Source organism: Pseudomonas sp. 3HC3 (assembly GCF_044904505.1).
Classification (GTDB): Bacteria; Pseudomonadota; Gammaproteobacteria; order Pseudomonadales; family Pseudomonadaceae; genus Aquipseudomonas; species Aquipseudomonas putida_Y.
Window position 1 is genome coordinate 290,219 of the sequence record NZ_JADDRH010000002.1, and the last position, 23,797, is coordinate 314,015.

22 protein-coding genes and 1 pseudogene are annotated in these 23,797 nt (G+C 62.6%); 13 read left to right on the plus strand and 10 right to left on the minus strand.

Going from position 1 to position 23,797, the window contains the following annotated elements; translation table 11 throughout:
* Positions 1 to 70 precede the first annotated feature (70 nt).
* The 3 genes from glnK to sutA all read left to right on the plus strand — a co-directional run bounded on the left by glnK (position 71) and on the right by sutA (position 2,546).
* Positions 71 to 409: a P-II family nitrogen regulator gene (glnK, locus tag INQ47_RS05975; protein ID WP_002555808.1), complete on the plus strand. Its 339-nt coding sequence runs from the start codon at positions 71 to 73 to the stop codon at positions 407 to 409.
* A gap of 46 nt (positions 410 to 455) precedes the next feature.
* A complete protein-coding gene (locus tag INQ47_RS05980; RefSeq protein WP_404701322.1) occupies positions 456 to 1,787 on the plus strand; it encodes an ammonium transporter in 1,332 nt (443 codons plus the stop codon).
* 429 nt (positions 1,788 to 2,216) lie between these two features.
* Positions 2,217 to 2,546 (plus strand): transcriptional regulator SutA, encoded by a 330-nt coding sequence (sutA, locus tag INQ47_RS05985; protein WP_021783509.1) that lies wholly within the window; start codon positions 2,217 to 2,219, stop codon positions 2,544 to 2,546.
* A 180-nt stretch (positions 2,547 to 2,726) separates the two neighbouring features.
* Here the strand turns inward: sutA and INQ47_RS05990 are convergent, their stop codons facing one another.
* From INQ47_RS05990 to INQ47_RS06015, 6 genes are read right to left on the minus strand one after another with little or no spacing between them, the layout of a single operon-like run.
* Positions 2,727 to 3,422 (minus strand): HAD family hydrolase, encoded by a 696-nt coding sequence (locus INQ47_RS05990; RefSeq protein ID WP_021783510.1) that lies wholly within the window; start codon positions 3,420 to 3,422, stop codon positions 2,727 to 2,729.
* On the minus strand, positions 3,419 to 4,318 hold the full coding sequence (xerC, locus tag INQ47_RS05995) for a tyrosine recombinase XerC (RefSeq protein ID WP_176682842.1): 900 nt from the start codon (positions 4,316 to 4,318) through the stop codon (positions 3,419 to 3,421). Before xerC ends, INQ47_RS05990 begins: the two co-directional genes overlap by 4 nt.
* Positions 4,318 to 5,028: a DUF484 family protein gene (locus tag INQ47_RS06000; protein WP_209969222.1), complete on the minus strand. Its 711-nt coding sequence runs from the start codon at positions 5,026 to 5,028 to the stop codon at positions 4,318 to 4,320. The genes xerC and INQ47_RS06000 overlap by 1 nt, the downstream gene beginning before the upstream one ends.
* A gap of 13 nt (positions 5,029 to 5,041) precedes the next feature.
* Entirely contained in the window at positions 5,042 to 5,872 is an 831-nt protein-coding gene (dapF, locus tag INQ47_RS06005) for a diaminopimelate epimerase (protein WP_014592814.1), read from the minus strand.
* A gap of 4 nt (positions 5,873 to 5,876) precedes the next feature.
* On the minus strand, positions 5,877 to 7,124 hold the full coding sequence (lysA, locus tag INQ47_RS06010; protein ID WP_010955746.1) for a diaminopimelate decarboxylase: 1,248 nt from the start codon (positions 7,122 to 7,124) through the stop codon (positions 5,877 to 5,879).
* A gap of 9 nt (positions 7,125 to 7,133) precedes the next feature.
* A complete protein-coding gene (locus tag INQ47_RS06015) occupies positions 7,134 to 7,346 on the minus strand; it encodes a lipoprotein (protein WP_176682839.1) in 213 nt (70 codons plus the stop codon).
* Positions 7,347 to 7,585: 239 nt separating this feature from the next.
* On the opposite strand from INQ47_RS06015, the gene cyaY reads away from it, so the two are divergent.
* The 3 genes from cyaY to rnk all read left to right on the plus strand — a co-directional run bounded on the left by cyaY (position 7,586) and on the right by rnk (position 8,701).
* Entirely contained in the window at positions 7,586 to 7,918 is a 333-nt protein-coding gene (cyaY, locus tag INQ47_RS06020) for an iron donor protein CyaY (protein ID WP_004575827.1), read from the plus strand.
* 1 nt (position 7,919) lies between these two features.
* Positions 7,920 to 8,144, plus strand: coding sequence for a DUF1289 domain-containing protein (locus INQ47_RS06025; protein ID WP_003253651.1), 225 nt, complete (start codon positions 7,920 to 7,922; stop codon positions 8,142 to 8,144).
* A gap of 146 nt (positions 8,145 to 8,290) precedes the next feature.
* Positions 8,291 to 8,701, plus strand: a complete 411-nt coding sequence (gene rnk, locus INQ47_RS06030; protein ID WP_003253652.1) for a nucleoside diphosphate kinase regulator — start codon at positions 8,291 to 8,293, stop codon at positions 8,699 to 8,701.
* A 69-nt stretch (positions 8,702 to 8,770) separates the two neighbouring features.
* On the opposite strand, the gene INQ47_RS06035 is transcribed toward rnk, so the two are convergent.
* Positions 8,771 to 11,626 (minus strand): class I adenylate cyclase, encoded by a 2,856-nt coding sequence (locus INQ47_RS06035; RefSeq protein WP_404701323.1) that lies wholly within the window; start codon positions 11,624 to 11,626, stop codon positions 8,771 to 8,773.
* A gap of 165 nt (positions 11,627 to 11,791) precedes the next feature.
* Between INQ47_RS06035 and INQ47_RS06040 the strand changes: the two genes are divergently transcribed.
* Positions 11,792 to 12,244 (plus strand): YaiI/YqxD family protein, encoded by a 453-nt coding sequence (locus INQ47_RS06040; protein WP_003253654.1) that lies wholly within the window; start codon positions 11,792 to 11,794, stop codon positions 12,242 to 12,244.
* Positions 12,245 to 12,381: 137 nt separating this feature from the next.
* Here INQ47_RS06040 and elbB read toward each other — a convergent pair whose 3' ends face one another.
* Complete coding sequence (gene elbB, locus INQ47_RS06045; RefSeq protein ID WP_252460437.1) at positions 12,382 to 13,041, minus strand: isoprenoid biosynthesis glyoxalase ElbB; 660 nt, start codon at positions 13,039 to 13,041, stop codon at positions 12,382 to 12,384.
* 112 nt (positions 13,042 to 13,153) lie between these two features.
* Here elbB and INQ47_RS06050 point away from each other — a divergent pair.
* Positions 13,154 to 13,780 (plus strand): annotated as a pseudogene (locus INQ47_RS06050) (sterol desaturase family protein); the annotation flags it as partial.
* A 501-nt stretch (positions 13,781 to 14,281) separates the two neighbouring features.
* Here the strand turns inward: INQ47_RS06050 and INQ47_RS06055 are convergent.
* Entirely contained in the window at positions 14,282 to 14,926 is a 645-nt protein-coding gene (locus INQ47_RS06055; protein WP_252460438.1) for a DedA family protein, read from the minus strand.
* 213 nt (positions 14,927 to 15,139) lie between these two features.
* Between INQ47_RS06055 and ppk1 the strand changes: the two genes are divergently transcribed.
* Positions 15,140 to 17,389 carry a polyphosphate kinase 1 gene (ppk1, locus tag INQ47_RS06060; protein WP_252460439.1) on the plus strand — a complete coding sequence of 750 codons (2,250 nt, stop codon included), beginning with the start codon at positions 15,140 to 15,142 and terminating at the stop codon, positions 17,387 to 17,389.
* Here the strand turns inward: ppk1 and ppx are convergent.
* On the minus strand, positions 17,376 to 18,878 hold the full coding sequence (gene ppx, locus INQ47_RS06065) for an exopolyphosphatase (protein ID WP_252460475.1): 1,503 nt from the start codon (positions 18,876 to 18,878) through the stop codon (positions 17,376 to 17,378). The genes ppk1 and ppx overlap by 14 nt on opposite strands.
* Positions 18,879 to 19,131: 253 nt before the next feature.
* On the opposite strand from ppx, the gene trxA reads away from it, so the two are divergent.
* The 4 genes from trxA (at position 19,132) to INQ47_RS06085 (ending at position 23,586) form a co-directional block, all read left to right on the plus strand.
* Positions 19,132 to 19,461 carry a thioredoxin TrxA gene (gene trxA, locus INQ47_RS06070; RefSeq protein ID WP_003253660.1) on the plus strand — a complete coding sequence of 110 codons (330 nt, stop codon included), beginning with the start codon at positions 19,132 to 19,134 and terminating at the stop codon, positions 19,459 to 19,461.
* Between the two features lie 227 nt (positions 19,462 to 19,688).
* On the plus strand, positions 19,689 to 20,948 hold the full coding sequence (gene rho / locus INQ47_RS06075) for a transcription termination factor Rho (protein ID WP_003253661.1): 1,260 nt from the start codon (positions 19,689 to 19,691) through the stop codon (positions 20,946 to 20,948).
* A 203-nt stretch (positions 20,949 to 21,151) separates the two neighbouring features.
* Positions 21,152 to 22,618 carry a 4-hydroxy-3-polyprenylbenzoate decarboxylase gene (gene ubiD, locus INQ47_RS06080; protein WP_020192776.1) on the plus strand — a complete coding sequence of 489 codons (1,467 nt, stop codon included), beginning with the start codon at positions 21,152 to 21,154 and terminating at the stop codon, positions 22,616 to 22,618.
* Positions 22,618 to 23,586, plus strand: a complete 969-nt coding sequence (locus INQ47_RS06085) for a CDP-6-deoxy-delta-3,4-glucoseen reductase (protein ID WP_010955736.1) — start codon at positions 22,618 to 22,620, stop codon at positions 23,584 to 23,586. Before ubiD ends, INQ47_RS06085 begins: the two co-directional genes overlap by 1 nt.
* The last annotated feature ends 211 nt before the right edge of the window (positions 23,587 to 23,797 follow it).

Here is a 23,797-nt window from a genome sequence, read left to right on the forward strand (position 1 = left end):
AACCGCTGCGCTTAGACTTGAGACGGGTTTGTTTTCCTGGGGCAAGTCCACCAAATCGGGAGAGAGTTTCATGAAGCTAGTCACAGCCATCATCAAGCCGTTCAAGTTGGACGACGTGCGCGAGTCGCTGTCGGAAATCGGCGTGCAGGGCATCACCGTCACTGAAGTCAAAGGCTTCGGTCGGCAGAAGGGCCACACCGAGCTGTATCGCGGTGCTGAATATGTGGTCGATTTCCTGCCCAAGGTGAAGATCGATGTCGCCATCGATGACAAGGACCTTGATCGGGTAATCGAAGCCATCACCAAGGCAGCCAACACCGGCAAGATCGGTGACGGCAAGATTTTCGTGGTGAATCTGGAGCAGGCAATCCGCATCCGTACCGGCGAAACCGATACCGACGCGATTTAAGCAGCAACAAAGCCTCACCAAACCCAACGCCCCAGGAGAAAACAACATGACTCTGCGTAAGATCGCAGGGCTAGGAGCCCTATTGTCCCTCGTAATGCCCGGGCTTGCCCTGGCAGAGGAAGCTGCCCCAGCGCTGAACTCCGGCGACACCGCCTGGATGCTGACCGCAACGGCGCTGGTGCTGTTCATGACCATTCCGGGCCTGGCCCTGTTCTATGGCGGCATGGTGCGTTCCAAGAACGTGCTGTCGGTGATGATGCAATGCTTTGCAATTACCGGCCTGATGAGCATTCTCTGGGTCGTCTACGGCTACAGCATGGCCTTCGATACCGGCGGTATGGAAAAGGGCGTGCTCAACTTCAACTCCTTCGTTGGTGGGCTCTCCAAGGCCTTCCTCAGCGGTGTCACGCCTGACAGCCTGACCTCGGCCACCGCGCTGTTCCCCGAAGCGGTGTTCATCACCTTCCAGATGACGTTCGCCATCATCACCCCGGCATTGATTGTCGGCGCCTTTGCCGAGCGCATGAAGTTCTCGGCGATGCTGGTATTCATGGGTATCTGGTTCACCCTGGTGTATGCGCCGATCGCACACATGGTGTGGAGCGGTGACGGTGCCCTGATGTGGGACTGGGGGGTACTGGACTTCGCTGGCGGCACCGTGGTGCACATCAACGCCGGTATCGCAGGCCTGGTCTGCTGCCTGGTGCTGGGTAAGCGCAAAGGTTACCCGACCACCCCGATGGCCCCGCACAACCTCGGCTATACCCTGATGGGCGCGGCAATGCTGTGGATCGGCTGGTTCGGCTTCAACGCAGGCTCTGCTGCTGCCGCCAACGGTACTGCTGGCATGGCCATGCTGGTCACTCAGATCGCTACCGCCGCCGCCGCACTGGGCTGGATGTTCGCCGAGTGGGTCGGTCACGGTAAGCCAAGTGCGCTGGGCATCGCGTCGGGCGTGGTGGCTGGCCTGGTCGCCATCACCCCGGCTGCGGGCACCGTCGGGCCGATTGGCGCGCTGATCATCGGCCTGGTTTCGGGTGTGATCTGCTACTTCTGCGCGACCACCCTCAAGCGCAAACTCGGCTATGACGATTCGCTGGATGCCTTCGGCGTGCACGGTGTTGGCGGCATCATCGGTGCCATCCTCACGGGTGTGTTCGCAGCCCCGGCACTGGGTGGCTTCGGTACCGTCACCGACATCGGCATGCAAGTCTGGATCCAGGCCAAGGGTGTGATTTTCACTGTGGTCTACACCGCTATCGTCACCTACGTGATCCTCAAGGTGCTGGATGTTGTGATGGGCCTGCGGGTCAACGAAGAAGAAGAGTCGGTCGGCCTCGACCTGGCTCAGCACAACGAACGCGGCTACAACCTGTAACTGCGACGCGGTAAAAACTTGCCCGGCTTGCCGGGCATTTTTTTGCCAGTTTTTCAGCATTTCCCGCACGGCAAACGGTTTATTCGACACGTTCGTGACGTAGGTAAAAAACTTACAAGTCGCAGGGCGTTTATGGTGCTTTGCTTTTTCCACGGGCGCGCTAGAATGCGCGCCGAAGGGTGTTTGACGAGTAGTCCACACACTTCGCCAGCCTTTGCTAGGCTTGCCAATAGCGTGTGGCCAGCAGGGGCTAATGGATTTGTCAGGTCCTGCCAGGAGCAGGGCCTGCTGGGTACCGCCTCCCATCAGGAGTGCCGACCCAAGGGCAGTGGCCTAACCCACGGCCAGTTGAATTTTCACTGGTGGCTGCCGGTCTACGGCTGCACTGGTCTATAACCAACCTGCTTTTCGCAAGTCATGAGGTAGAACATGAGCGACGACGATCTGGAAAATGATGACCTCGAAGTAGGCGACGAAGACGAGGGTGATGAGGGCCTCGAGGCGGCGGCTGATGACGGCGTGGAAGATGCTGGCGATGACGACAGCAGCCCGGCACCCGTTGCCAAGGGCAAATCCAAGGCGGCGGTCTCGGTAGACGAGATGCCGAGCATGGAAGCCAAGCAGAAAGAGCGTGATGCACTGGCCAAGGCGATGGAAGAATTCCTTTCTCGCGGCGGCAAGGTGCAGGAAGTCGAGGCCAACGTGGTCGCCGACCCGCCCAAGAAGCCAGACAACAAGTACGGCAGCCGCCCTATCTGAGTGGTTGATCGCAAAAAAGCCCGCCGTCGCTGCGGGCTTTTTTATGCCTGTGGGTTTTGTGTTGCCTGTTCCGGCCTCTTCGCGGGCATGCCCGCTCCCACAGGTTCACCACAAGGTCCAGGGCCTGCGCGGTCCCTGTGGGAGCGGGCGTGCCCGCGAATGGGCCGCAAAGCGGCCCCGTCAGCGCCAGCGCGCGAGCACGTCAGGCAGTTGCGACAGGCGCTGGATCTCGGCATCCGGCGCCTGTTCGCCAGCCCAGGCCTTGCCCTGCGGGTTGAACCACACCGCGCGCAAACCGGCGCGCTGAGCACCGGCAATATCATCGCCAGGGTGATCGCCAATATGAACCGCCGCACCCGCGTCCACCTCGCCACGGCGCAATGCTTCAAGGAATGGTGCGGGGTCTGGTTTGCCAATGCCCAGGTCCTCGGCGCACAGGGCAAAGCGGAAGTAGTCTGCCAGCCCCAGCCGGCTGACGTCGGCATTGCCGTTGGTGACCACGCCCAGGATGTATTGATGGCGCAAGATCTCAAGCACCGGTTGCACCTCTGGGAAGATCTCCACCTGGTGGCGGGCATGCAGGAACACTTCGAAGCCTTCGTTGGCCAGCGCCTGCGCGTGCTGCTCGCTGTAGCCGACCTCTTCCAGGGCATGGAACAGCACGCGCCTGCGCAGGGCGCTGATGCGGTGCTTGAGGCCGGGCTCTGCTTGCACCAGGCGCTCGCGGATGGCGAACAGGTGTTCCACCGGCACGCTGCCGAGGGTTGGTGCGTTGGCCTCGAGCCAGTCGCGCAGCACGACTTCCGCGGTGGCAATCACCGGCGCGGTGTCCCACAGGGTGTCGTCGAGGTCGAAGGTGATCAGCTTGATGCTCATGAGTCTGTGCCTTTGCTGCGTTTGGCCCGAGGGTGGGCGCTGTCGTACACCGCGGCCAGGTGCTGGAAGTCCAGGTGGGTGTAGATTTGCGTCGTGCTGATGTCGGCATGGCCGAGCATCTCTTGCACCGCGCGCAGGTCCTGGGACGATTCCAGCACATGGCTGGCGAAAGAATGGCGAAGCATGTGCGGGTGAAGGTGTTGGCCCAGCTCACGCTCACCGGCGGCCTTTACCCGCAGCCGAACGGCCCGGGGGCTGATGCGATTGCCCTGGCGGGTAATGAACACTGCACGGTCGCGCGGGTTGCCGATGCCGCGCAAACGGTACCAGGCCTGCAACGCCTCGCGAGCCTTGCGACCCACCGGCAGCACGCGGGCCTTCCCACCCTTGCCCAGTACCTGTACCAGGCCGGCGGCGAGGTCGAGGTGATCAAGATCGAGGTTGGTCAGCTCGGACAGGCGCAGGCCCGAGGAATAGAACAGTTCGAGGATCGCCTGGTCACGCCGGGCGATGAAGTCGTCGTCCACGCCGCCATCGAGCAGCTGCAGTGCGCGGTCGGTATCCAGTACCTTGGGCAGCCGACGCTCGCCTTTGGGCGCGCTCAGGCCGGTGGCCGGGTCGTGCTGGCACAGGCCTTCGCGGTTGAGGTAGCGGTACAGGCCGCGCACTGCCGACAACAGGCGTGCCAGGCTGCGCGGGGACTGGCCATGGTGGTGCAAGCGAGCGACCAACTGGCGCAGTTGCTGAATTTGCAGCGCCTGCCAGTCGGCAATGCCGTGCTCTTCGCAGTAGGCGATGACTTTTTCCAGGTCGCGACGGTAGCCCAGCGAGGTGTGCTCCGACACTTGGCGCTCGTTGCGCAGGTGTGCGCAATAAGCCTCCAGCTGGCGTTTCATCAGCGTACCGAGCGCAGGGTCTGGGTAACGCGTGGCACAACGCGGCCGAGCACCTCGGCGATATAGCCGAGGAAAAGGGTGCCGACGCTGCTCTTGTAGTGTTGCGGGTCGCGGCTACCGATGGCCAGCACCCCGTGCAGCCCTTGGTACTCAAGAGCTGCCACGGCGCTGGAGCCCACTTCCTGGCGCTGTTCTTCACCGAACAGGAAAGCCAGCTCGTGCTCGCGCAGGTTGCCACTGACGGTCTTGCCACCGCCCAGCAGGGCACCGATGGCTTGCTGCGCCTCGGCATTGCTGACCCAGCGCCCGACCGGCGCGACGTTGTCGCCGAACAGGATCAGGCTGACGAAGGGCACCTGGAATTCCTGGCGCAGGCTGTCTTCGACCGCCATTACCACTTCTTCCAGGCTGCCGGCATCGAGCAGGTCAAGGATCAGCCGGCGGGTCTTGTCGAACAGCCGGTCGTTGTCGCGGGCCACGTCCATCAGTTGCGACAGGCGATGGCGCATTTCGATGTTGCGGTCACGCAGCAGCTTGAGCTGGCGTTCCACCAGCGACACGCTGTCACCTCGCTGGTGCGGGATGTGCTGTTCGATCAGCAGCTCGTCGTGCTCGGCGAAGAAGGTAGGGTGGGCGCGCAGGTAGGCGACCACCGCTTCGGCATCGAGCTCGGCGGACTGCTTGGGTACAACCTTGGGCTGATCGGTCATGGCGGTTACTCGTTTAGAGACGAACCTGTCCTTCGTAGACGCGTACGGCCGGGCCGGTCATCATCACGGGCTTGCCGGGGCCGGCCCATTCGATGTGCAGGCGGCCACCGGGCAGGTCGAGGGACACCGGGGAGTCCATCCAGCCCTGGCTGATCGCCGCCACGGCCGCGGCGCAGGCGCCGGTGCCGCAAGCCTGGGTTTCGCCGGCGCCGCGTTCCCACACGCGCAGGTTGGCGCGGTGGCGGTCGATGACTTGAATGAAGCCGGCATTCACCCGCTGTGGGAAGCGTGGGTGGTTTTCGATCTTCGGGCCCAGCTCGTGCACGGGGGCAGTATGCACGTCGTCGACACGCAGCACGGCGTGCGGGTTACCCATGGACACGGCGGCTATGGAATGCAGCTGGCCGTCGACCTCCAGTGGGTAGCTCAGCGCCTGCGCGTCAGCAACGAAGGGGATTTCGGCAGGGATGAAGCGGGGTGGGCCCATGTCGACACTCACCTGGCCGTCGTTCTGCACGTCCAGCACGATGATGCCGCTCTTGGTTTCCACGCGGATGCGCTTTTTCGCGGTCAGGCGCTTGTCCAGCACGAAGCGGGCAAAGCAGCGAGCACCGTTGCCGCATTGCTCGACCTCGGAGCCGTCGGCGTTGAAGATGCGGTAGCGGAAGTCCACTTCCGGGTTGTTCGGCGCCTCGACGATCAGCAACTGGTCGAAGCCGACACCGGTATGGCGGTCACCCCATTGCTTGGCGTGCTTGGGCTGGATGTGCGCGTGCTGGCTGACCAGGTCCAGGACCATGAAGTCGTTGCCCAGCCCATGCATCTTGGTAAAACGCAGCAGCATGGGCTTACTCCGGCAGCAGGCTTTCGCCAGCATACAGTTCGGCGACGGTCTCGCGGCGGCGTACTTCGAACGCCTGGTCGCCGTCGACCAGGATTTCAGCGCAACGGCCGCGGGTGTTGTAGTTGGAACTCATGACAAAACCATAGGCGCCCGCGGACTCTACGGCCAGCAGATCACCTTCGGCCAGGTTGAGTACGCGGTCCTTGCCGAGGAAGTCGCCAGTCTCGCAGATAGGGCCGACCAGGTCGTAGGCACGGCCTTCGCCTGCACGTGGCTTGACTGCGCTGACGCCCATCCAGGCCTGGTAAAGGGCCGGGCGGATCAGGTCGTTCATCGCTGCATCGATGATGGCGAAGTCCTTGTGTTCGGTGTGCTTGAGGTATTCCACGCGGGTCAGCAGCACGCCGGCGTTGGCGACGATGTAGCGGCCTGGTTCGAACACCAGGGCCAGGTCGCGCTCGCCCACGCGCTCGCGGATGGCCTTGATGTAGTCGGCCACCCGTGGTGGCTGTTCGTCGCGGTAGCGCACGCCGACACCGCCACCCAGGTCCAGGTGGCGCAGGTGTATGCCGCACTCGGCCAGGCGGTCGACCAGCACCAGCAGGCGGTCGAGGGCGTCGAGGAATGGCTCGACGGTGGTCAGCTGCGAGCCGATGTGGCAGTCGACACCAACCACTTCCAGGTTCGGTAGCTGTGCGGCGCGTACGTAGATGGCCTCGGCATCGGCAATGGCGATGCCGAATTTGTTTTCTTTAAGGCCGGTGGAGATGTACGGGTGGGTACCGGCATCGACGTCCGGGTTGACCCGCAGCGACACCGGGGCAACCTTGCCCATTTCGGCGGCGACTACTTGCAGGCGCTCCAGCTCGTCGGTGGATTCGACGTTGAAGCAGTGCACGCCAACTTCCAGGGCGCGGCGCATGTCTTCACGGGTTTTGCCGACGCCGGAGAACACCACGCGGTCGGCACGCCCGCCAGCGGCCAGCACACGCTCCAGTTCACCGCCGGAGACGATGTCGAAGCCTGCGCCCAGGCGCGCCAGCACGTTCAGCACGCCAAGGTTGGAGTTGGCCTTGACCGCGAAGCACACCAGGTGCTCGGTGCCTTGCAGGGCGTCTGCGTAGCTACGGTACTGGGCCTCGATGTGGGCGCGCGAGTACACATAGGTCGGGGTGCCGTAACGTTCAGCAATGGCCGACAGGGCCACGCCTTCCGCGAACAGCTCACCGTCGCGGTAATTGAAAGCGTTCATCTGGTTTCCTTACTGCGCTGGCGACTGCTCGGGCTCGGACTGCAGCTCAGGCTGCTGTTCTTGTTCCGGGGCCGGCTCGGCTTTTGGCTGGTGCTGGTGCGACTTGTGCGCTTTGCCGTTATCGCCATCTTCAGGCAGATACAGCGGGCCTTTCTGGCCACAGGCCGAAACGAGGCAGGCAACAGCGACCAGCGCCGCGAAGGAGGAAATCAGGCGCTTCATGGGTGAAATCCTTAGAAAAATGCAGTATTGCGCCCGAGTATACCGAGCGACCGGCGGCTTGCCTATGCAAGGACCGGTCCGCCGGGCGGGCTATGCTTAGCCTCTGCGCAGCCCTCTGTAGGAGCGGGCTTGCCCGCGAAGAGGCCGGTGAAGGCAACGGCTAAACCTTTGCATTCGGCGGCAAGCGCCCGTATCTTGCCCGGCTTGCCTGTAACGCAGCCAATTTCGAGGTTCCTGCAATGAGTTTGAGTGAAGCGCGTTTCCATGATCTGGTCGACGCGACCCAACAGGCCCTGGAAGATCTGTTCGACGAGAGCGGTCTGGACCTGGACATGGAGAACTCCGCCGGTGTCCTGACCGTCAAGTTCGAGGGCGGTGCCCAGCTGATCTTCAGCCGTCAGGAGCCACTGCGCCAGCTGTGGCTTGCCGACCGCTCCGGTGGTTTCCACTTCGATTACGACGAAGACAGCGGCAAATGGGTGTGCGAAAAGAGCGAAGAGCTGCTGGGTGAAATGCTTGAGCGTATCGTCTGGGAGCGGGCCGGCGAGAAGCTGGACTTCGACGAAATCTGACATGAGTAGCGCCCAGGCCCGGCCGCCCAAGCCGCTTTACAGCAACGTCAGCCCGGCAGTGCCGTCACCGTGCATCAGCGTATGCCGGCTGGACGAACAGCGGGTGTGCACCGGTTGCCATCGGCATGTCGAGCACATTCGCGAATGGCGCTCAGCCGATGACGAACGGCGCCGGCAGATCTGCCGCGAGGCCCAGGTCTTGCGCGAGCAGGCTAAGGCACACTGAACGCAGGGGCTTGAGTATTTGCCCGGCTGTGGTAGTGTCGGGTTCTGCGTCGGTGACGCCAAAGCCTTCTCAAACCCCGCCCTTGGGCGGGGTTTTGCTTTATTTGCGCATTGAAAACTGCCTGTTCAAAGGAGTCTGACTGGATCATGAGCACCAAGCCTTCCCTAATCCTCACCCGATTGGACGTACAGCGTCTGGAGCGTCTGATCGACAGCCTCGACGAGAGTACGCCGGGTGTGCTCGCCCTGCAGGACGAGCTGGACCGCGCCGAGCAGGTGGTCGGTCACGAGGAAGTACCGGCGGGCGTGGTGACCATGAACTCGCGGGTGCACTGCCGTGAGGAAGCCAGCGGCAAGGACTACCACCTGACACTGGTGTACCCCAAGGATGCCGGGCCGGAAGGCAAGGTCTCGATCCTGGCGCCGATTGGCTGCGCCTTGCTGGGGCTGTCGGTGGGCGAGCAGATCGACTGGCCGGCACCGGGGGGCAAGACCCTCAAGCTGAAGCTGCTGGAAGTGGAGTACCAGCCGGAAGCGGCGGGCGATTACGACCTGTAAGGGCCAGGGGGCCGCTTCGCGGCCCATTTGCAGCACAAGGCTGTTCCACAGCGGTCTTGTGCTGCGAGTTCAGGCGCCCTGCGCCAAAACCTGTTCCAGCCCCTCATTCAAAGCCTGCTCCAGCACCCGCTTGTAGCTCAGGTAGACCTGCGTTGCCCCCAGCCGGTCATCCAGCAGCTCGGACAAATCCAGGTCGGTGATATAGCACCGGTACCGCTCTTCGCCAGACCGCTGACCGATGATCTGCCGGGCCACCACCGCGTACAGCTGCTCACCATGTTCCAGCTCGGAAAACTCCTGCTGATCGCAGTACAACGTCACATGCGCCACACCCGCTACACCGGCCTGGATAATCGCCTGTACCTCATAGTAAGGCTGGTCGCTGCCCTCGGCCGGGACCAGGCGCGGCTCGATGCTGCGTGCCTTGCCTGGGCCGGAGGGCAACAGCTGCGCGAAGTGGATATCCAGCGAGGCGGGCCGCAGGCTATCGAGGGGCAGGCGTGCATCGCGGCGCATCACCACCGAGCGCAGAAAGCGTTGCAGTGGCAACAGCAGATGCGCTTCGTCATGCAGCGGCAGACGTTGTTGCCACAATGCGTTGTATTCATCCAGCACATACACGTCGGCCCAGCCGCCCTGCAGGCGGTAGAACACCTGAATACAGGCTGGCCGGCCTTGCTCCAGCACCAGGCGCAGATCGTGATCCTGCAGGGCATTGGCATCCAGGTACAGCGGGCTGTAGGTGCCGCGCTCTTCGCCCAGGTAGGCCAGCAGTGCCTCATGCTCGGCCAGGGTCGTCAGGCTGACATGCTCGGGCAAAAGCTCCAGCACATGGGTGTGTTGGGCCACTTGTAGCAGGTAGCGGTGGTGGAGCCCTTGGTCCCGCAGCAGCTGCACAGTGTCGAAAATTTCCTCTACGCGCTGGCCGATAGGCTGGGCGCGGCTTTGGCAGAAGCAGCGTACCCGCACCCGTGGCCGGTGGCCGCGTTGCGCCGGGCTGTTGAGGAAGTCGCGCAGGCAGCGCACCAGCGCGTGTTCGCCGTCATAGCGCTGGATCAGCACCTCGTTCCAGCTGTTGACGGTGACCTGGTCCAGGGTCAGAACCAGGTTTTCGCGCACGCCAGCGTAGCTCAACGCGTCGGTGCGCTCTGTGGTCATCAATACGTTCAGGCCGCGGTGGTGGCGCAGCGGGTCGACGCCGACGTTGACCAGCAACAACACCTCATCGGCAACGCTGGGCTGCAAAAGGCGCACTTCGCTGACGGTCGGCAAGGGCAGGGGGATACTTTGCCGCAGACAGCCCAGCAGGTTGAACAGCTCGAACTCCCCGAGGTCGCTGGCCCCTGGATGCAGTGCCATGCGGGTGCTGCTGTCGATCACCCCGTTGCGATGGGCCCAGGCCAGCAGTTCCAGTAGCTCGCGGCAGCGCTTGATCGGGCTGAAGTGCTGCACTTCATGGGTGCTCAGGTTGCCGCTGTACAGCTCCCAGTGGTAGCTGCCCGGCTCCTTGCGGTTGGGTGCCTGAACCAGTGTCAGGGTGCCTTCGGCGAGGTCAGGGGCGATGCCGGGGTTGATTACTTCGACCTTGCCGGCGCGCCGCTCGAAGGCAGCGTACAGGCGCCGGCCCAGCACATTGAGGTCGCGCTGGTCAGCGCGGCTGCTGGCGTTCTGGGTGCGGGCGAACTGGCTGAGGAAGCGATAACTGAGGTTAAGCTCGGCCACCAGCTCGCGGCGCTCGACGGCAACCTGTTGCACTTTCCAGTGGCTGCGGCTGTCCAGCAGGGCCAACTGGCGCTGGTCCCAGCCCCATTCGTCGGCCAGGCGCTGCAGCAGCCGGCGTTGCCAGCCATGGCTGCGGCCCTGGTCGCTGAGCTTCTTGTTCACCTTCAGGTACAGGCTGCGCCTTACCAGCTCCAGGCGCGCGGGTTCGCCGCGTTGCAGCAGGTAACGTTCGATGCGCCGGTAGACCATCACGTAGGGGTCCAGCTCGTCGAGGTCGAGCTGGTTGGCAAACACTGCCTGCTTGTAGTCCAGGCTCAGGCAGCGCACCGCAGGGTGTTCGCTGGCGTAGGCTTCGGTCAGCAGCAGTTTGAGCAGCGATTTGTAGGGCGAGTCGATGCCTTTGAACAATTGCCACAGGCCAGCGCCGACGAACTCGCCGGGCGGAATGTGCGCCAGGTTGCCGAGGTCAAGGGCGTCCTGGCTGCGGATGAAGCGCTTGGACAGCAAAGTCTGGGTGTAGCTGTAGTAGTTGTGCTCCTCGTACACCGGTACCAGCCACCACAGCGGCGTGCGCCCGGCCAGCCACAGGGTGGTGCGGTAGAACTCATCCAGCAGCAGGTAGTGCTGGGTGGTGCCGCAGTCGTCGGAGCCGAGCTGGCCATCGCGCTGACCCTGGGCGAAGCCCTGTGCATCGATCAGGAAAAAGTGTGCTTCGGCCCCCAGGCTTGCCGCCCAGACCTCCAGCAGCTGGCACTTGCGGCGCAGCTCACCCAGCAGCTGTTCGGGCAAGCCGGGGGCATGGCACACCCACAGGTCCATATCGCTGTGCTCGGCCTGCGCCAGCGAGCCCAGGCTGCCCATCAGGAACAGGCCGTGGATCGGGCGTGGCGGGTTGCCATGCTGGGCCTTGTAGATGAACGAGCGGGCCAGGCGTTGGGCATCTGCCACCAGCTCGGCGCTTGGCTCGTAAGCCGATACGCCCGCGGGGGTGCTGCCGGAGACGTAACCCGGCAATAGCGGGTGGTTCACGTGAAACAGCAGCGGCAGCAACGACAGTACCTGTTGCTGGCGCGTTGACAGGCCCTCCTTTGCCCGCTGCAGTCGGCCCTGGTTGAGATGCAGGAAGCGCGCACGCAATGTCGCCAGGACCTTGCGGTCGATGCCTTCGTCCAGGTCAGGGCGTATTTCGTGAGGGTGGTTCATTGCGCGCTCGGGCAGGCCATTGAAGCTGTGGCGAGTTTAGCCTGAGTGGCGGGGTCGGATAAGCGGTAATTGAAATCTGGCGCCATTTTTCCAGCACAGGCCTGCTCCAGCTTTCGCTGCGCTTCAGGCATGATGGGCGCATTGAGTTCATGTAGAGAGTGTCCAATGCGTGTATGGATCGATGCCGACGCCTGCCCCAAGGCGGCCAAGGATCTGATCGTCAAGTTCGCCCTCAAGCGCAAGTTCGAGGTGGTGATGGTGGCGGGGCAGGCGGTGGCCAAGCCGGCGTTCGCGATCGTGCGCCTGATCGTGGTGCCCAGCGGCATGGATGCGGCCGACGACTACATTGTGGAGCACGCCGTGCCGGGCGAGTTGGTGATCTGCAGTGACGTGCCGCTGGCCGACCGCCTGGTGAAAAAGGGCGTGGCCGCACTGGACCCGCGTGGGCGTGAGTTCGACGAGCGCAACATGGGCGACCGCCTGGCGGCGCGCAACTTGTTCACCGAGCTGCGTGAGCAGGGCCAGGTGGGGGGCGGACAGGCGGCTTATGGGGAGCGCGAGAAGCAGGCGTTTGCCAATGCATTGGACCGGATCATTGCCCGGCTCTCGAAAAGCTGAGCGCTGACATGGTTCCTGTAGGCGACAGCCCAGCGTAGCGCGGTGGATGGCACCGGCTCTGCCGGTGTTCGCGGGTAAACCCGCTCCTACAGGACCTGTGGGAGCGGGCGTGCCCGCGAAGAAGCTAACGCAGTAACTTACTCGTGCGTCAGCTCCAGCACTCTGTCCACCAGCTTGTAGATCCCGCCCGCCGCCTCGCTGATCGACTTGGCCTCCATGTACGCCGGGGTAGTCACGAGCTTGCGCTGGGTGTCTTCGACAATGTCGTGTACATCGCATTCTTCATGGGTGCCGCCCATCTTTTCGACAGCCGCCGCAGTGCCGGCGTCGCTCCCGATGGTGCAGACCACGCCCGGCCCGTAGATCTTCGCCGCCAGCGCCGGCGAGATGCAGATCAGGCCAACGGGTTTGCAGGCGCCGGCAAAGGCTTCGGCCAAGGCCAGCACGTCTGGGTTCACGCTACAGTTGGCGCCTTCCACGGCAAAGTTGGACAGGTTTTTTGCTGCGCCGAAACCGCCCGGCACGATTAGCGCATCGAAGTCTTCGGCCTTGGCCTCACGGATATCCTTGACCTCGCCGCGAGCGATGCGCGCCGACTCCACCAGCACATTGCGCGATTCGGGCATTTCTTCGCCGGTCAGATGGTTGATTACATGCATCTGTGCGATGTTCGGCGCGAAGCACTGCACCTGCGCACCGCGCTGGTCGAGGCGCAGCAGGGTGATCACGCTTTCGTGGATTTCGGCGCCGTCATACACGCCACAGCCGGAAAGAATCACCGCTACTTTTTTTGTCATGCTCATTACTCCAGTGTCGAGGCGCTAAATGTCCTCTAGTTTGGCAGATGTCGCCATAGGGATTCCTGCGGGTGCGGCCTAATCTTGGTGGATAACGCCTGAGGTCGCGCCCATGGACCTGATACTGCTGGCCGTGCCGTTCTTTTTTGTGCTGATAGCCGTCGAGCTGGTCGCCGATCGTGTGCGTGGCCAGCGCAATTTCACCTTGGCCGATTCGATCAACAGCCTGAGTACCGGCGCACTGTCGACCAGTACCGGGCTGCTGACCAAAGGCGTAGGGCTGGTCACCTATGCCCTGGCCTTCGAGCACCTGGCGCTGCTGCGATTGCCGGCAGAGGCAGGGTGGGTCTGGTTGCTGGCCTTTGTCCTGTACGACTTCTGTTACTACTGGCTGCACCGCCTGGGGCATGAGCGCAACGTGCTGTGGGCTGCGCACTCGGTGCATCACCAGAGCGAGGAGTACAACCTCACCACGGCGCTGCGCCAGACCAGTAGCGGGTTCATTTTCTCGTGGCTGTTCTACCTGCCGTTGGCGCTGCTGGGCGTGCCGCCACTGGTGTTCATCACCGTGGCTTCGCTCAACCTGCTGTATCAGTTCTGGGTGCATACCCGGCATATCCCCAAGCTTGGCTGGCTGGAGTGGGTGTTGATCACGCCATCCAATCATCGCGTCCACCATGCGCAAAACCCTGCTTACTTGGATCGCAATTACGGCGGTGTGTTCATTCTCTGGGACCGCCTGTTCGGCACTTTCAAGGAGGAGGACCCGGCCGAGCCGGTGGTGTTCGGGGTGACCACGCCGCTGGCCAGCTGGAACCCGCTATGGGCCAATCTGCAGTTCTATGCCCAGCTCTGGCACGACGCCCGGCGCACCACCAGCCTGTGGGACAAGCTGCGTATCTGGTTCATGCCTACCGGCTGGCGCCCGGCCGATGTGGCTGCACGCTACCCACAGTCCAAGCAGGACCTGGCGCTATTTCGCAAGTTCGAGATTGCCCTAGGGCGCGCGCAGCAAGCCTATGTGGCCGCGCAGTTCGTGGTCTACGTGGCCTTGGGTAGCTACTTGATGGACGTGGCCGAGCGCGTGCCGGTCGCCGCGCTGGTGCTCGGCTGGTCACTGATGGCGTTTGGTTTGTTCGTACTGGGCGCGTTGCTGGAGAACCGGCCCTGGTCTGCACGCCTGGAGCTGGCGCGGCTGTTTCTGAATGCGCCGGCATTGTACCTGGCCGGCGCCTTGGGTTTAGCGGTGGTCGTGCCGCTGACCTGGTTTCTGCTCGTGGCTTACAGCCTGCTCAGCCTCTGGGGGCTGGGGCTGGCTCGCCGCCCTGCGCTCCGCGCGCAACGCGCGGAAGCGCCGGCGCAGCCAAAGCAGGCCGCCCAGCGCCACCAAACCGCCAAGCACCCATAGCTCGTAGCGCTTGACGTTGCCCAGCAAGCCTTCGAGGATGGCGCCGAAGTGGTAGGCCGCGGCGCCGAGGGCCACTGCCCAGATGCCCGCGCCAATCCCGTTCAGCAGCAGGTAGCGGCGTGGCGGGTAACCCGACAGGCCTATGGCTACCGGCATGACCGTGCGCAAACCATAGACAAAGCGGAAGCTCAGCACCCAGATATCAGGATGGCGGCGGATGTGGTCCAGCGCGCGGTCACCCATTGCCTGCCAGCGCGGCTTGCGCGCCAGGATCCTGCGCCCGTGGCGTCGGCCCATGAAGTACCACAACTGGTCGCCCGCGTAGCTGCCGAAGAAGGCCACCAGGCACACCAGATTGATATCCATGTAACCGCGGAACGCAAGGAAACCCGCAAGCACCAGAATGGTCTCGCCTTCAAAGAAGGTGCCTAGAAAAAGGGCGAAGTAGCCGAAATCCTGCAGGAATTGTTGAAGCATTTTCTGAGGTGCTGGCGAAATGAACGCGCAGCCTACCCCTTCGCGCGCGTTCGTGAAAGTGTCCAAATGTGTCTCGACGTGAACAATTTCAGCGCAGACAATGCCAGAGGCCACTTGCCACGGCTTGCCCATGTGTGTAACACGGGCGTCATAATGGGCGCTTATCTTGCCGCTCAATAGATGATAGGGCGTTAACGTCCTCAGGAACGCCAGATGAATAATGAAGTGCTAAGCCCTGTCGCGATCAAGGATGCTCAGGAGCTCCCAGAAGAGATGGTGCAGACCCCGCCCGACCTGCCTCCGGCGGCCGAGCCTGTAGCGGAGCAGGTGGTCGAGCCTGTGGCTCCGGCGCCCGCGCCCGCGCCGTCTCCGGCAATCACCGTCCCTGGCCTGGACGACAGCAGCCTGTACATTCATCGCGAACTCTCGCAACTGCAGTTCAATATCCGGGTGCTGGAGCAGGCACTGGACGAGAGCTACCCGCTGCTGGAACGCCTCAAGTTTCTGTTGATCTTCTCCAGTAACCTCGACGAGTTCTTCGAGATTCGCGTCGCTGGCCTGAAGAAGCAGATCAACTTCGCCCGTGAACAGGCCGGAGCCGATGGCCTGCAGCCCCACCAGGCGCTGGCGCGCATCAGCGAACTGGTGCACATCGAGGTGGAGCGCCAGTACGCGATCCTCAACGACGTGCTGTTGCCTGAGCTGGAAAAGCACCAGATCCGCTTTATCCGCCGCCGTTACTGGACACCCAAGCTCAAGACCTGGGTACGCCGCTACTTCCGCGACGAAATTGCTCCGATCATTACCCCGATTGGCCTCGACCCGACTCACCCGTTCCCGCTACTGGTGAACAAGAGTCTCAACTTCATAGTTGAGCTCGAGGGGGTGGACGCCTTCGGTCGCGACTCGGGTCTGGCGATCATTCCGGCGCCACGCCTGCTGCCGCGGGTTATTCGCGTGCCGGAAGAGGTAGGCGGCCCGGGCGCAAACTACGTGTTCCTGTCGTCGATGATCCACGCGCACGCCGACGACCTGTTCCAGGGCATGAAGGTGAAGGGCTGCTACCAGTTCCGTCTTACGCGCAACGCCGACCTGGCGCTGGACTCTGAAGAGGTCGACGACCTGGCCCGCGCGCTGCGCGGCGAGCTGTTCTCGCGCCGCTACGGTGACGCCGTGCGCCTGGAGGTGGCCGACACCTGTCCGAAACACCTGTCGGACTACCTGTTGAAGCAGTTCAGCCTCAGCGAAAGCGAGCTGTACCAGGTCAATGGCCCGGTCAACCTCACCCGCCTGTTCAGCATCACCGGCCTGGACAGCCACCCGGAACTGCAATACACACCGTTCACCCCGGCTATCCCCAAGCTGCTGGCGAACGCTGACAACATTTTCAGTGTGATCAGCAAGCAGGACATCCTGCTGATGCACCCGTTCGAGTCCTTCACACCAGTGGTCGACCTGCTGCGCCAGGCCGCCAAGGACCCGCACGTGCTCGCCGTGCGCCAGACCCTGTACCGCTCGGGGGCTAACTCGGAAATCGTCGACGCCCTGGTGGACGCGGCGCGTAACGGCAAGGAGGTCACTGCGGTGATCGAGTTGCGTGCGCGTTTTGACGAAGAGTCCAACCTGCAGATGGCCAGCCGCCTGCAAGCGGCTGGTGCGGTAGTGATCTACGGTGTGGTTGGCTTCAAGACCCACGCCAAGATGATGCTGATTCTGCGCCGCGAGCAGGGCGAGATCGTGCGTTACGCGCACCTGGGCACCGGTAACTACCACGCCGGCAACGCCCGCCTGTACACCGACTACAGCCTGCTGACCTCTGACGATGCGCTCACCGAAGACGTCGGCAAGCTGTTCAGCCAGCTGATCGGCATGGGCAAGACCCTGCGCATGAAGAAGCTGCTGCATGCGCCGTTCACCCTGAAAAAGGGCATGCTCGACATGATCGCGCGGGAAACCCAGTTTGCCCTCGAAGGCAAACCGGCGCACATCATCGCCAAGTTCAACTCGCTGACCGACGCCAAAGTCATCAAGGCGCTGTACAAGGCCAGCCAGTCGGGCGTGAAAATCGACTTGGTGGTGCGTGGCATGTGCTGCCTGCGTCCGGGTATTCCGGGGGTTTCGCACAACATCCAGGTGCGCTCGATCATTGGCCGCTTCCTCGAGCACACGCGGGTGTTCTACTTCCTCAATGGCGGCGAAGAGCAGATCTACCTGTCCAGCGCCGACTGGATGGAGCGCAACCTCGACAAGCGTGTCGAGACCTGCTTCCCGGTGGAAGGCAAGAAGCTGTTGCTGCGGGTGAAGAAGGAGCTGGAAGGCTACCTGACCGACAATACCCACGCCTGGACCTTGCAGCCAGACGGGCGCTACGTGCGCAGCACCCCGACCGGCAACCAGAACCCGCGCAGCGTTCAGGCGACCCTGCTGGAGCGCCTGAGCAACCCGGTCCTCAACGTACGCTGAGGACGAAGCCGACCCGGGCCAGCCACTCCGCCTCGTTGGCGAAGTCGGCCTGGGTCAGCTGGTTCTGCTCCAGCCAACCATCAGGGAAGGCTACATCCAGGCTGTTGTCCCCGCCGTGCAGTTCTACCTTTGGCATCTGCTGGGTGCCGCGGATATGGTGGAACAGGATGGCAAAGCGCAGCAGCACGCACAGGCGCAGCAGCTTGACCCCTTCATCACCCAGTTCGGCGTAACGGTCCTTGGGGATGTTGCGGCGGTGGCCGCGTACCAGCAGGGCCATCATCTGCTGATCTTCCCGGGAGAAGCCTGCCAGGTCCGAGTGCTCGATCAGATAGGCACCGTGCTTGTGGTAGTGATAATGGGCAATATCCAGCCCGATTTCGTGCACTTTCGCTGCCCAGCTCAGTAGATCGCGCCAGTTTCCATCTTTCAGGTCCCAGGCGTCGGCCACTTGGTCGAATGCGTGCAAGGCCTTGCGCTCGACGCGCGCAGCCTGGCCCTGGTCCACGTGATAGCGCTCCATCAGCGAGTTCAGGGTGCGTTCGCGCACGTCTTCGTGGTGGTGGCGGCCGAGCAGATCGAACAGCACGCCTTCGCGCAGGGCGCCGTCGCAGTGGTCCATGCGGTGCAGTTCAAGGGCATCGAAGATCGCTTCGAGAATCGCCAGGCCAGCGGGGAAGATGGTGCGGCGGTCTGGCTTGACGCCGTCGAAGTCGATCTTGTCGACCTCGCCCAGCTTGAACAGCTTGCGTTTGACCCAGGCCAGGCCTTCGGCGTTGACCTCGCCATTGCCCAGTCCGCCGGCCTTGATGGCGGCGCCGATGGCGCGAATGGTACCGGATGAGCCGATCGCCTCATCCCAGGTCAGGCGGTGCAGGGCATTTTCGATGCTCATCAGTTCCAGACGCGCGGCAGTGTAGGCCTGGGCATAGCGGGCCGGGGTGATCTTGCCGTCGCGGAAGTAGCGCTGGGTAAAGCTTACGCAACCCATCTGCAGGCTTTCGCGCAGCAGCGGCTCGAAGCGCTGGCCAATGATGAACTCGGTACTGCCGCCGCCGATGTCGGCGACCAGGCGTTTGCCGGGGGTGTCGGCCAGGGTGTGCGACACGCCCAGGTAGATCAGGCGCGCCTCTTCACGGCCGGAGATGACCTCCACCGGGTGGCCGAGGATGGCTTCGGCGCGCTGGATGAATTCGTTACGGTTGCGCGCTTCGCGCAAGGCGTTGGTACCGACGATACGCACGGAGCCTGCCGGCATGCCGTTGATCAGCTGGGAAAAGCGCTTGAGGCAATCCAGGCCTCTTTCCATTGCCTCTTCACTGAGCATGCGCTCTTCGTCGATGCCGGCGGCCAGCTGAACCTTCTCGCCGAGCCGCTCAAGGATGCGGATTTCGGTATGGTGGGCCTTGGCCACGACCATGTGAAAACTGTTGGAGCCAAGGTCGATGGCGGCGATCAGGGACAGGTTCTTCGCGATGGTATGCGGCATGATCTGGTTGTTCTCGGTCGTTAACCTGGCAATCGTGCCACGATAGCAGGCTATCGCCAACGCGTGGCACTCCGCCGTTGTACTGGTCTTGATGCAAGGCAATGTGCCATTCGATTCTATGACGGTCATATGACAGTTTCGATTCGCGGCGTCTTGCGCAACTATAGTTACACTCAATCGTCCGTGGCTTCCTGTCCGGCGTGGGTGCGGCTATCATGGGCCACGTTTTTTGCTTACGACCCTGGAGATATCCATGAGCAGCGATCTGATCAAACATGTCACCGACGCCTCCTTCGAAGCCGATGTCCTGAAGGCCGAAGGCGCGGTACTGGTCGACTACTGGGCTGAATGGTGCGGTCCATGCAAGATGATCGCTCCGGTTCTGGACGACATCGCTTCCACCTACGAGGGCAAACTGACCGTCGCCAAGCTGAATATCGACGAGAATCAGGAAACCCCGGCCAAGCACGGTGTGCGTGGTATCCCGACGCTGATGCTGTTCAAGAACGGCAACGTCGAAGCCACCAAGGTTGGTGCACTGTCCAAATCGCAGTTGGCCGCATTCCTCGACGCCCACCTGTGATGTGAAAAGGCCCCGCAAATGCGGGGCTTTTCTTTTTCAGAGCACTAGACGCAGAAAAAAGCAAGTGTTACATTCGGCCTCGCACTGCTTTTCCAGTGCCCTCTACATGCCGTCGCCGAAGCATCCCTAATTCGAATCAGTACGCGATCCTGTCGCCATCCAGCGGCGCGGCCTCATTAAGCCAGAAGCTTAATTCTCCCTTCTTACATGATTACGTCATTCCCCTTATGAACCTGACTGAACTCAAGCAAAAGCCGATTACCGATCTTTTGGAAATGGCCGAACAGATGGGCATCGAAAACATGGCCCGTTCGCGCAAACAGGACGTGATTTTCGCCCTGCTGAAGAAGCATGCGAAAAGCGGCGAAGAGATCTCGGGTGACGGCGTGCTGGAGATTCTCCAGGATGGTTTCGGTTTCCTGCGTTCGGCTGATGCGTCCTACCTGGCCGGCCCAGACGATATCTATGTCTCGCCCAGCCAGATCCGCCGTTTCAACCTGCGTACCGGCGACACCATCGTCGGCAAGATCCGCCCACCGAAGGAAGGGGAGCGTTACTTCGCCCTGCTGAAGGTCGATACCATCAACTTCGACCGCCCGGAAAACGCGAAGAACAAGATCCTGTTCGAAAACCTGACGCCGCTGTTCCCGAACAAGCGCCTGAAGATGGAGGCCGGTAACGGCTCCACCGAGGACTTGACCGGTCGCGTCATCGACCTGTGCGCCCCGATCGGCAAAGGCCAGCGCGGCCTGATCGTTGCCCCGCCGAAAGCCGGTAAGACGATCATGCTGCAGAACATTGCGGCCAATATCACCCGCAACAACCCCGAGTGCCACCTGATCGTCCTGCTGATCGACGAGCGCCCGGAAGAAGTGACCGAAATGCAGCGCACCGTGCGTGGCGAAGTGGTTGCCTCCACCTTCGACGAGCCGCCAACCCGCCACGTGCAGGTTGCCGAAATGGTGATCGAGAAGGCCAAGCGCCTGGTCGAGCACAAGAAAGACGTGGTTATCCTGCTGGACTCGATCACTCGACTGGCACGTGCCTACAACACCGTGATCCCGAGCTCCGGCAAGGTGCTGACCGGTGGTGTCGACGCTCACGCCCTCGAGAAGCCCAAGCGCTTCTTCGGTGCTGCGCGTAACATCGAGGAGGGCGGCTCGCTGACCATTATCGCCACTGCGCTGGTTGAAACCGGCTCGAAGATGGACGAAGTGATCTACGAAGAGTTCAAGGGCACCGGCAACATGGAGCTGCCGCTGGACCGCCGCATCGCCGAGAAGCGTGTGTTCCCGGCCATCAACATCAACCGTTCCGGCACCCGCCGCGAAGAGTTGCTGACCGCTGACGACGAACTGCAGCGTATGTGGATTCTGCGCAAGCTGCTGCACCCGATGGACGAAATCGCCGCCATCGAGTTTCTGGTCGACAAGCTCAAGCAGACCAAGACCAACGATGAGTTCTTCCTGTCGATGAAGCGCAAGTAAGCTTCCCGATCAGGCAGTAATTGGGGCCGCCTTGCGGCCCTTCGCGGGCACGCCCGCTCCCACAGGTTAAATACAATCCTTGTGGGGGCGGGCGTGCCTGCGAAGGGGCGCAAGGCGGCCCCAGTGCATTTTTGCCCCCAAACAGGCCTCGAACGGCGCTACACTCTGCACCCCGACCGATACGGCCAACACGAGGCTCCTGCATGCAGTATCGCGACTTGCGCGACTTCATTCGTGGCCTGGAACAGCGCGGCGAACTCAAGCGCATCCAGGTACCGATCTCCCCCGTCCTGGAAATGACCGAGGTCTGCGACCGCACCCTGCGCGCCAAGGGCCCGGCATTGTTGTTCGAGAAGCCCACCGGTTTCGACATCCCCGTGCTGGGCAACCTGTTCGGTACCCCGGAGCGGGTGGCCATGGGCATGGGCGCCGAGTCGGTCAGCGAACTGCGGGAAATCGGCAAGCTGCTGGCCTTCCTCAAGGAGCCCGAGCCGCCCAAGGGCCTGAAGGACGCCTGGTCGAAGCTGCCGATCTTCAAGAAGGTCGTGTCGATGGCGCCCAAAGTGGTCAAGGACGCGGTGTGTCAGGAAGTGGTGGTCGAGGGTGACGATGTCGACCTCGGCGCACTGCCGATTCAGCACTGCTGGCCTGGCGACGTGGCGCCGCTGATTACCTGGGGCCTCACCGTTACCCGTGGGCCGAACAAGGACCGTCAGAACCTGGGCATCTATCGCCAGCAGGTGATCGGCCGCAACAAGGTGATCATGCGCTGGCTCAGCCATCGTGGCGGCGCCCTCGACTACCGAGAGTGGTGCGAGAAAAACCCCGGCCAGCCGTTTCCGGTCGCCGTGGCGCTGGGCGCTGACCCAGCGACCATTCTCGGCGCCGTGACCCCGGTACCGGACACCCTCTCCGAGTACGCCTTCGCCGGCCTGCTGCGAGGCAACCGCACCGAGCTGGTCAAGTGCCGCGGCAGTAACCTGCAGGTACCGGCAACCGCCGAGATCATCCTGGAAGGGGTGATCCACCCGGGCGAAATGGCCCCGGAAGGCCCGTACGGCGACCACACGGGCTACTACAACGAAGTGGACAGTTTCCCGGTGTTCACCGTCGAGCGCATCACCCACCGGCAAAAACCGATCTACCACAGTACCTACACCGGCCGGCCGCCAGATGAGCCGGCCATTCTCGGCGTGGCGCTGAACGAAGTCTTCGTGCCGATCCTGCAGAAGCAGTTCCCGGAAATCACTGACTTCTACCTGCCGCCGGAAGGCTGCTCGTACCGCATGGCGGTGGTGACCATGAAGAAGCAGTACCCAGGCCACGCCAAGCGCGTAATGCTGGGTGTGTGGTCGTTCCTGCGACAGTTCATGTACACCAAATTCGTTATTGTCACCGATGACGATATCAACGCCCGTGACTGGAACGATGTGATCTGGGCCATTACCACGCGCATGGACCCCAAGCGTGATACGGTAATGATCGACAACACCCCGATCGACTACCTGGACTTTGCGTCACCGGTGTCGGGGCTGGGTTCGAAGATGGGCCTGGACGCTACTCACAAGTGGCCGGGCGAGACTACACGCGAATGGGGCCGGGTCATCGTCAAGGATGAGGCCGTCACCCGCCGTATCGATGAGCTGTGGGATCAGTTGGGAATAGATTGATGCAGGTAACGTTGCAGCCGTCCGGGGCGGTGCTGGCGCTTGAACCCGGGGAACGGATCCTGGATGGGGCGCGTCGGCTGGGCTATGACTGCCCAAACAGCTGCCGCAATGGCAATTGCCATGTTTGCGCCGCGTTGTTGGTTGAAGGGCGGGTGCGCCAGGATGGCGAAGTCCGCGACCATGGCGAGTTGTTCACCTGCATTGCCGAACCGCTGGAGGACTGCGTGTTGCTCTGGGACGGTGTGCTTGCCTTGGGCGAGCTGCCAGTGCGCAAGCTGGCGTGCAGCGTCAGTGAGTGCGTCGACGTCGGTGGCGACGTCTGGCGGGTGCGCCTGCGTGCGCCTGCCGGCAAGCCACTGCGCTACCACGCAGGGCAATACCTGATGATCGAACGTGAGGGCGGCAAGCAGGCGGCCTTCTCGCTGGCATCCGCGCCACATGCCGGGCGTGAGCTGGAGCTGCATGTGCTGGCGCGTGAACCCAGTGCGGTGCAACTGATCGACCAGCTCAGGCGAGATGGCTTGGCGCGCATCGAAATGCCGTTTGGCGACACCCACCTGGCCGAGCTGCCCGACGGGCCGCTGGTGCTGATTGCCGCCGGCACCGGCATGGGCCAGATGCACAGCCTGGTCGAGCACTGCCGGGCCCAGGGCTTCAAGCACCCAGTGCACCTGTACTGGGGTGTGCGCCGGCCTGAGGACTTCTACCAGATCGAGCACTGGGACGAATGGCAGCGCCTGCCCAACCTGTTCCTGCATCAAGTGGTCAGCGACCTGTGCGGTTGGGAAGGCCGTTGCGGCATGCTGCATGAAGCGGTCTGCGAAGATATTGCCGACCTCAATAGCGTGCATGTGTATGCCAGCGGCTCACCGAACATGATCTACGCCACACTCGACGCCCTGGTCGAAGCCGGTATGGATGCGCACCGCATGCGTGCCGATGTGTTCGCCTACGCGCCGCGCGGTTAATAACCGAAGTTTGAAAGTATGGGTATAAGGCGGTAATTATTACCGCCTTGGCCAATAACTTTCACCGTTGCTGAAACAGTACTTTCCAGTCGTCGGAGCCGTGCATGAAACGCGTGCTCAAGGGCTTGAGTATTCCTGCAATTCTGGCCTATGGTTACTGCAAGCGCCCTTGGTAAAGCGGCCTCGGGCCGCAGCGTAATCGAATCTCGCT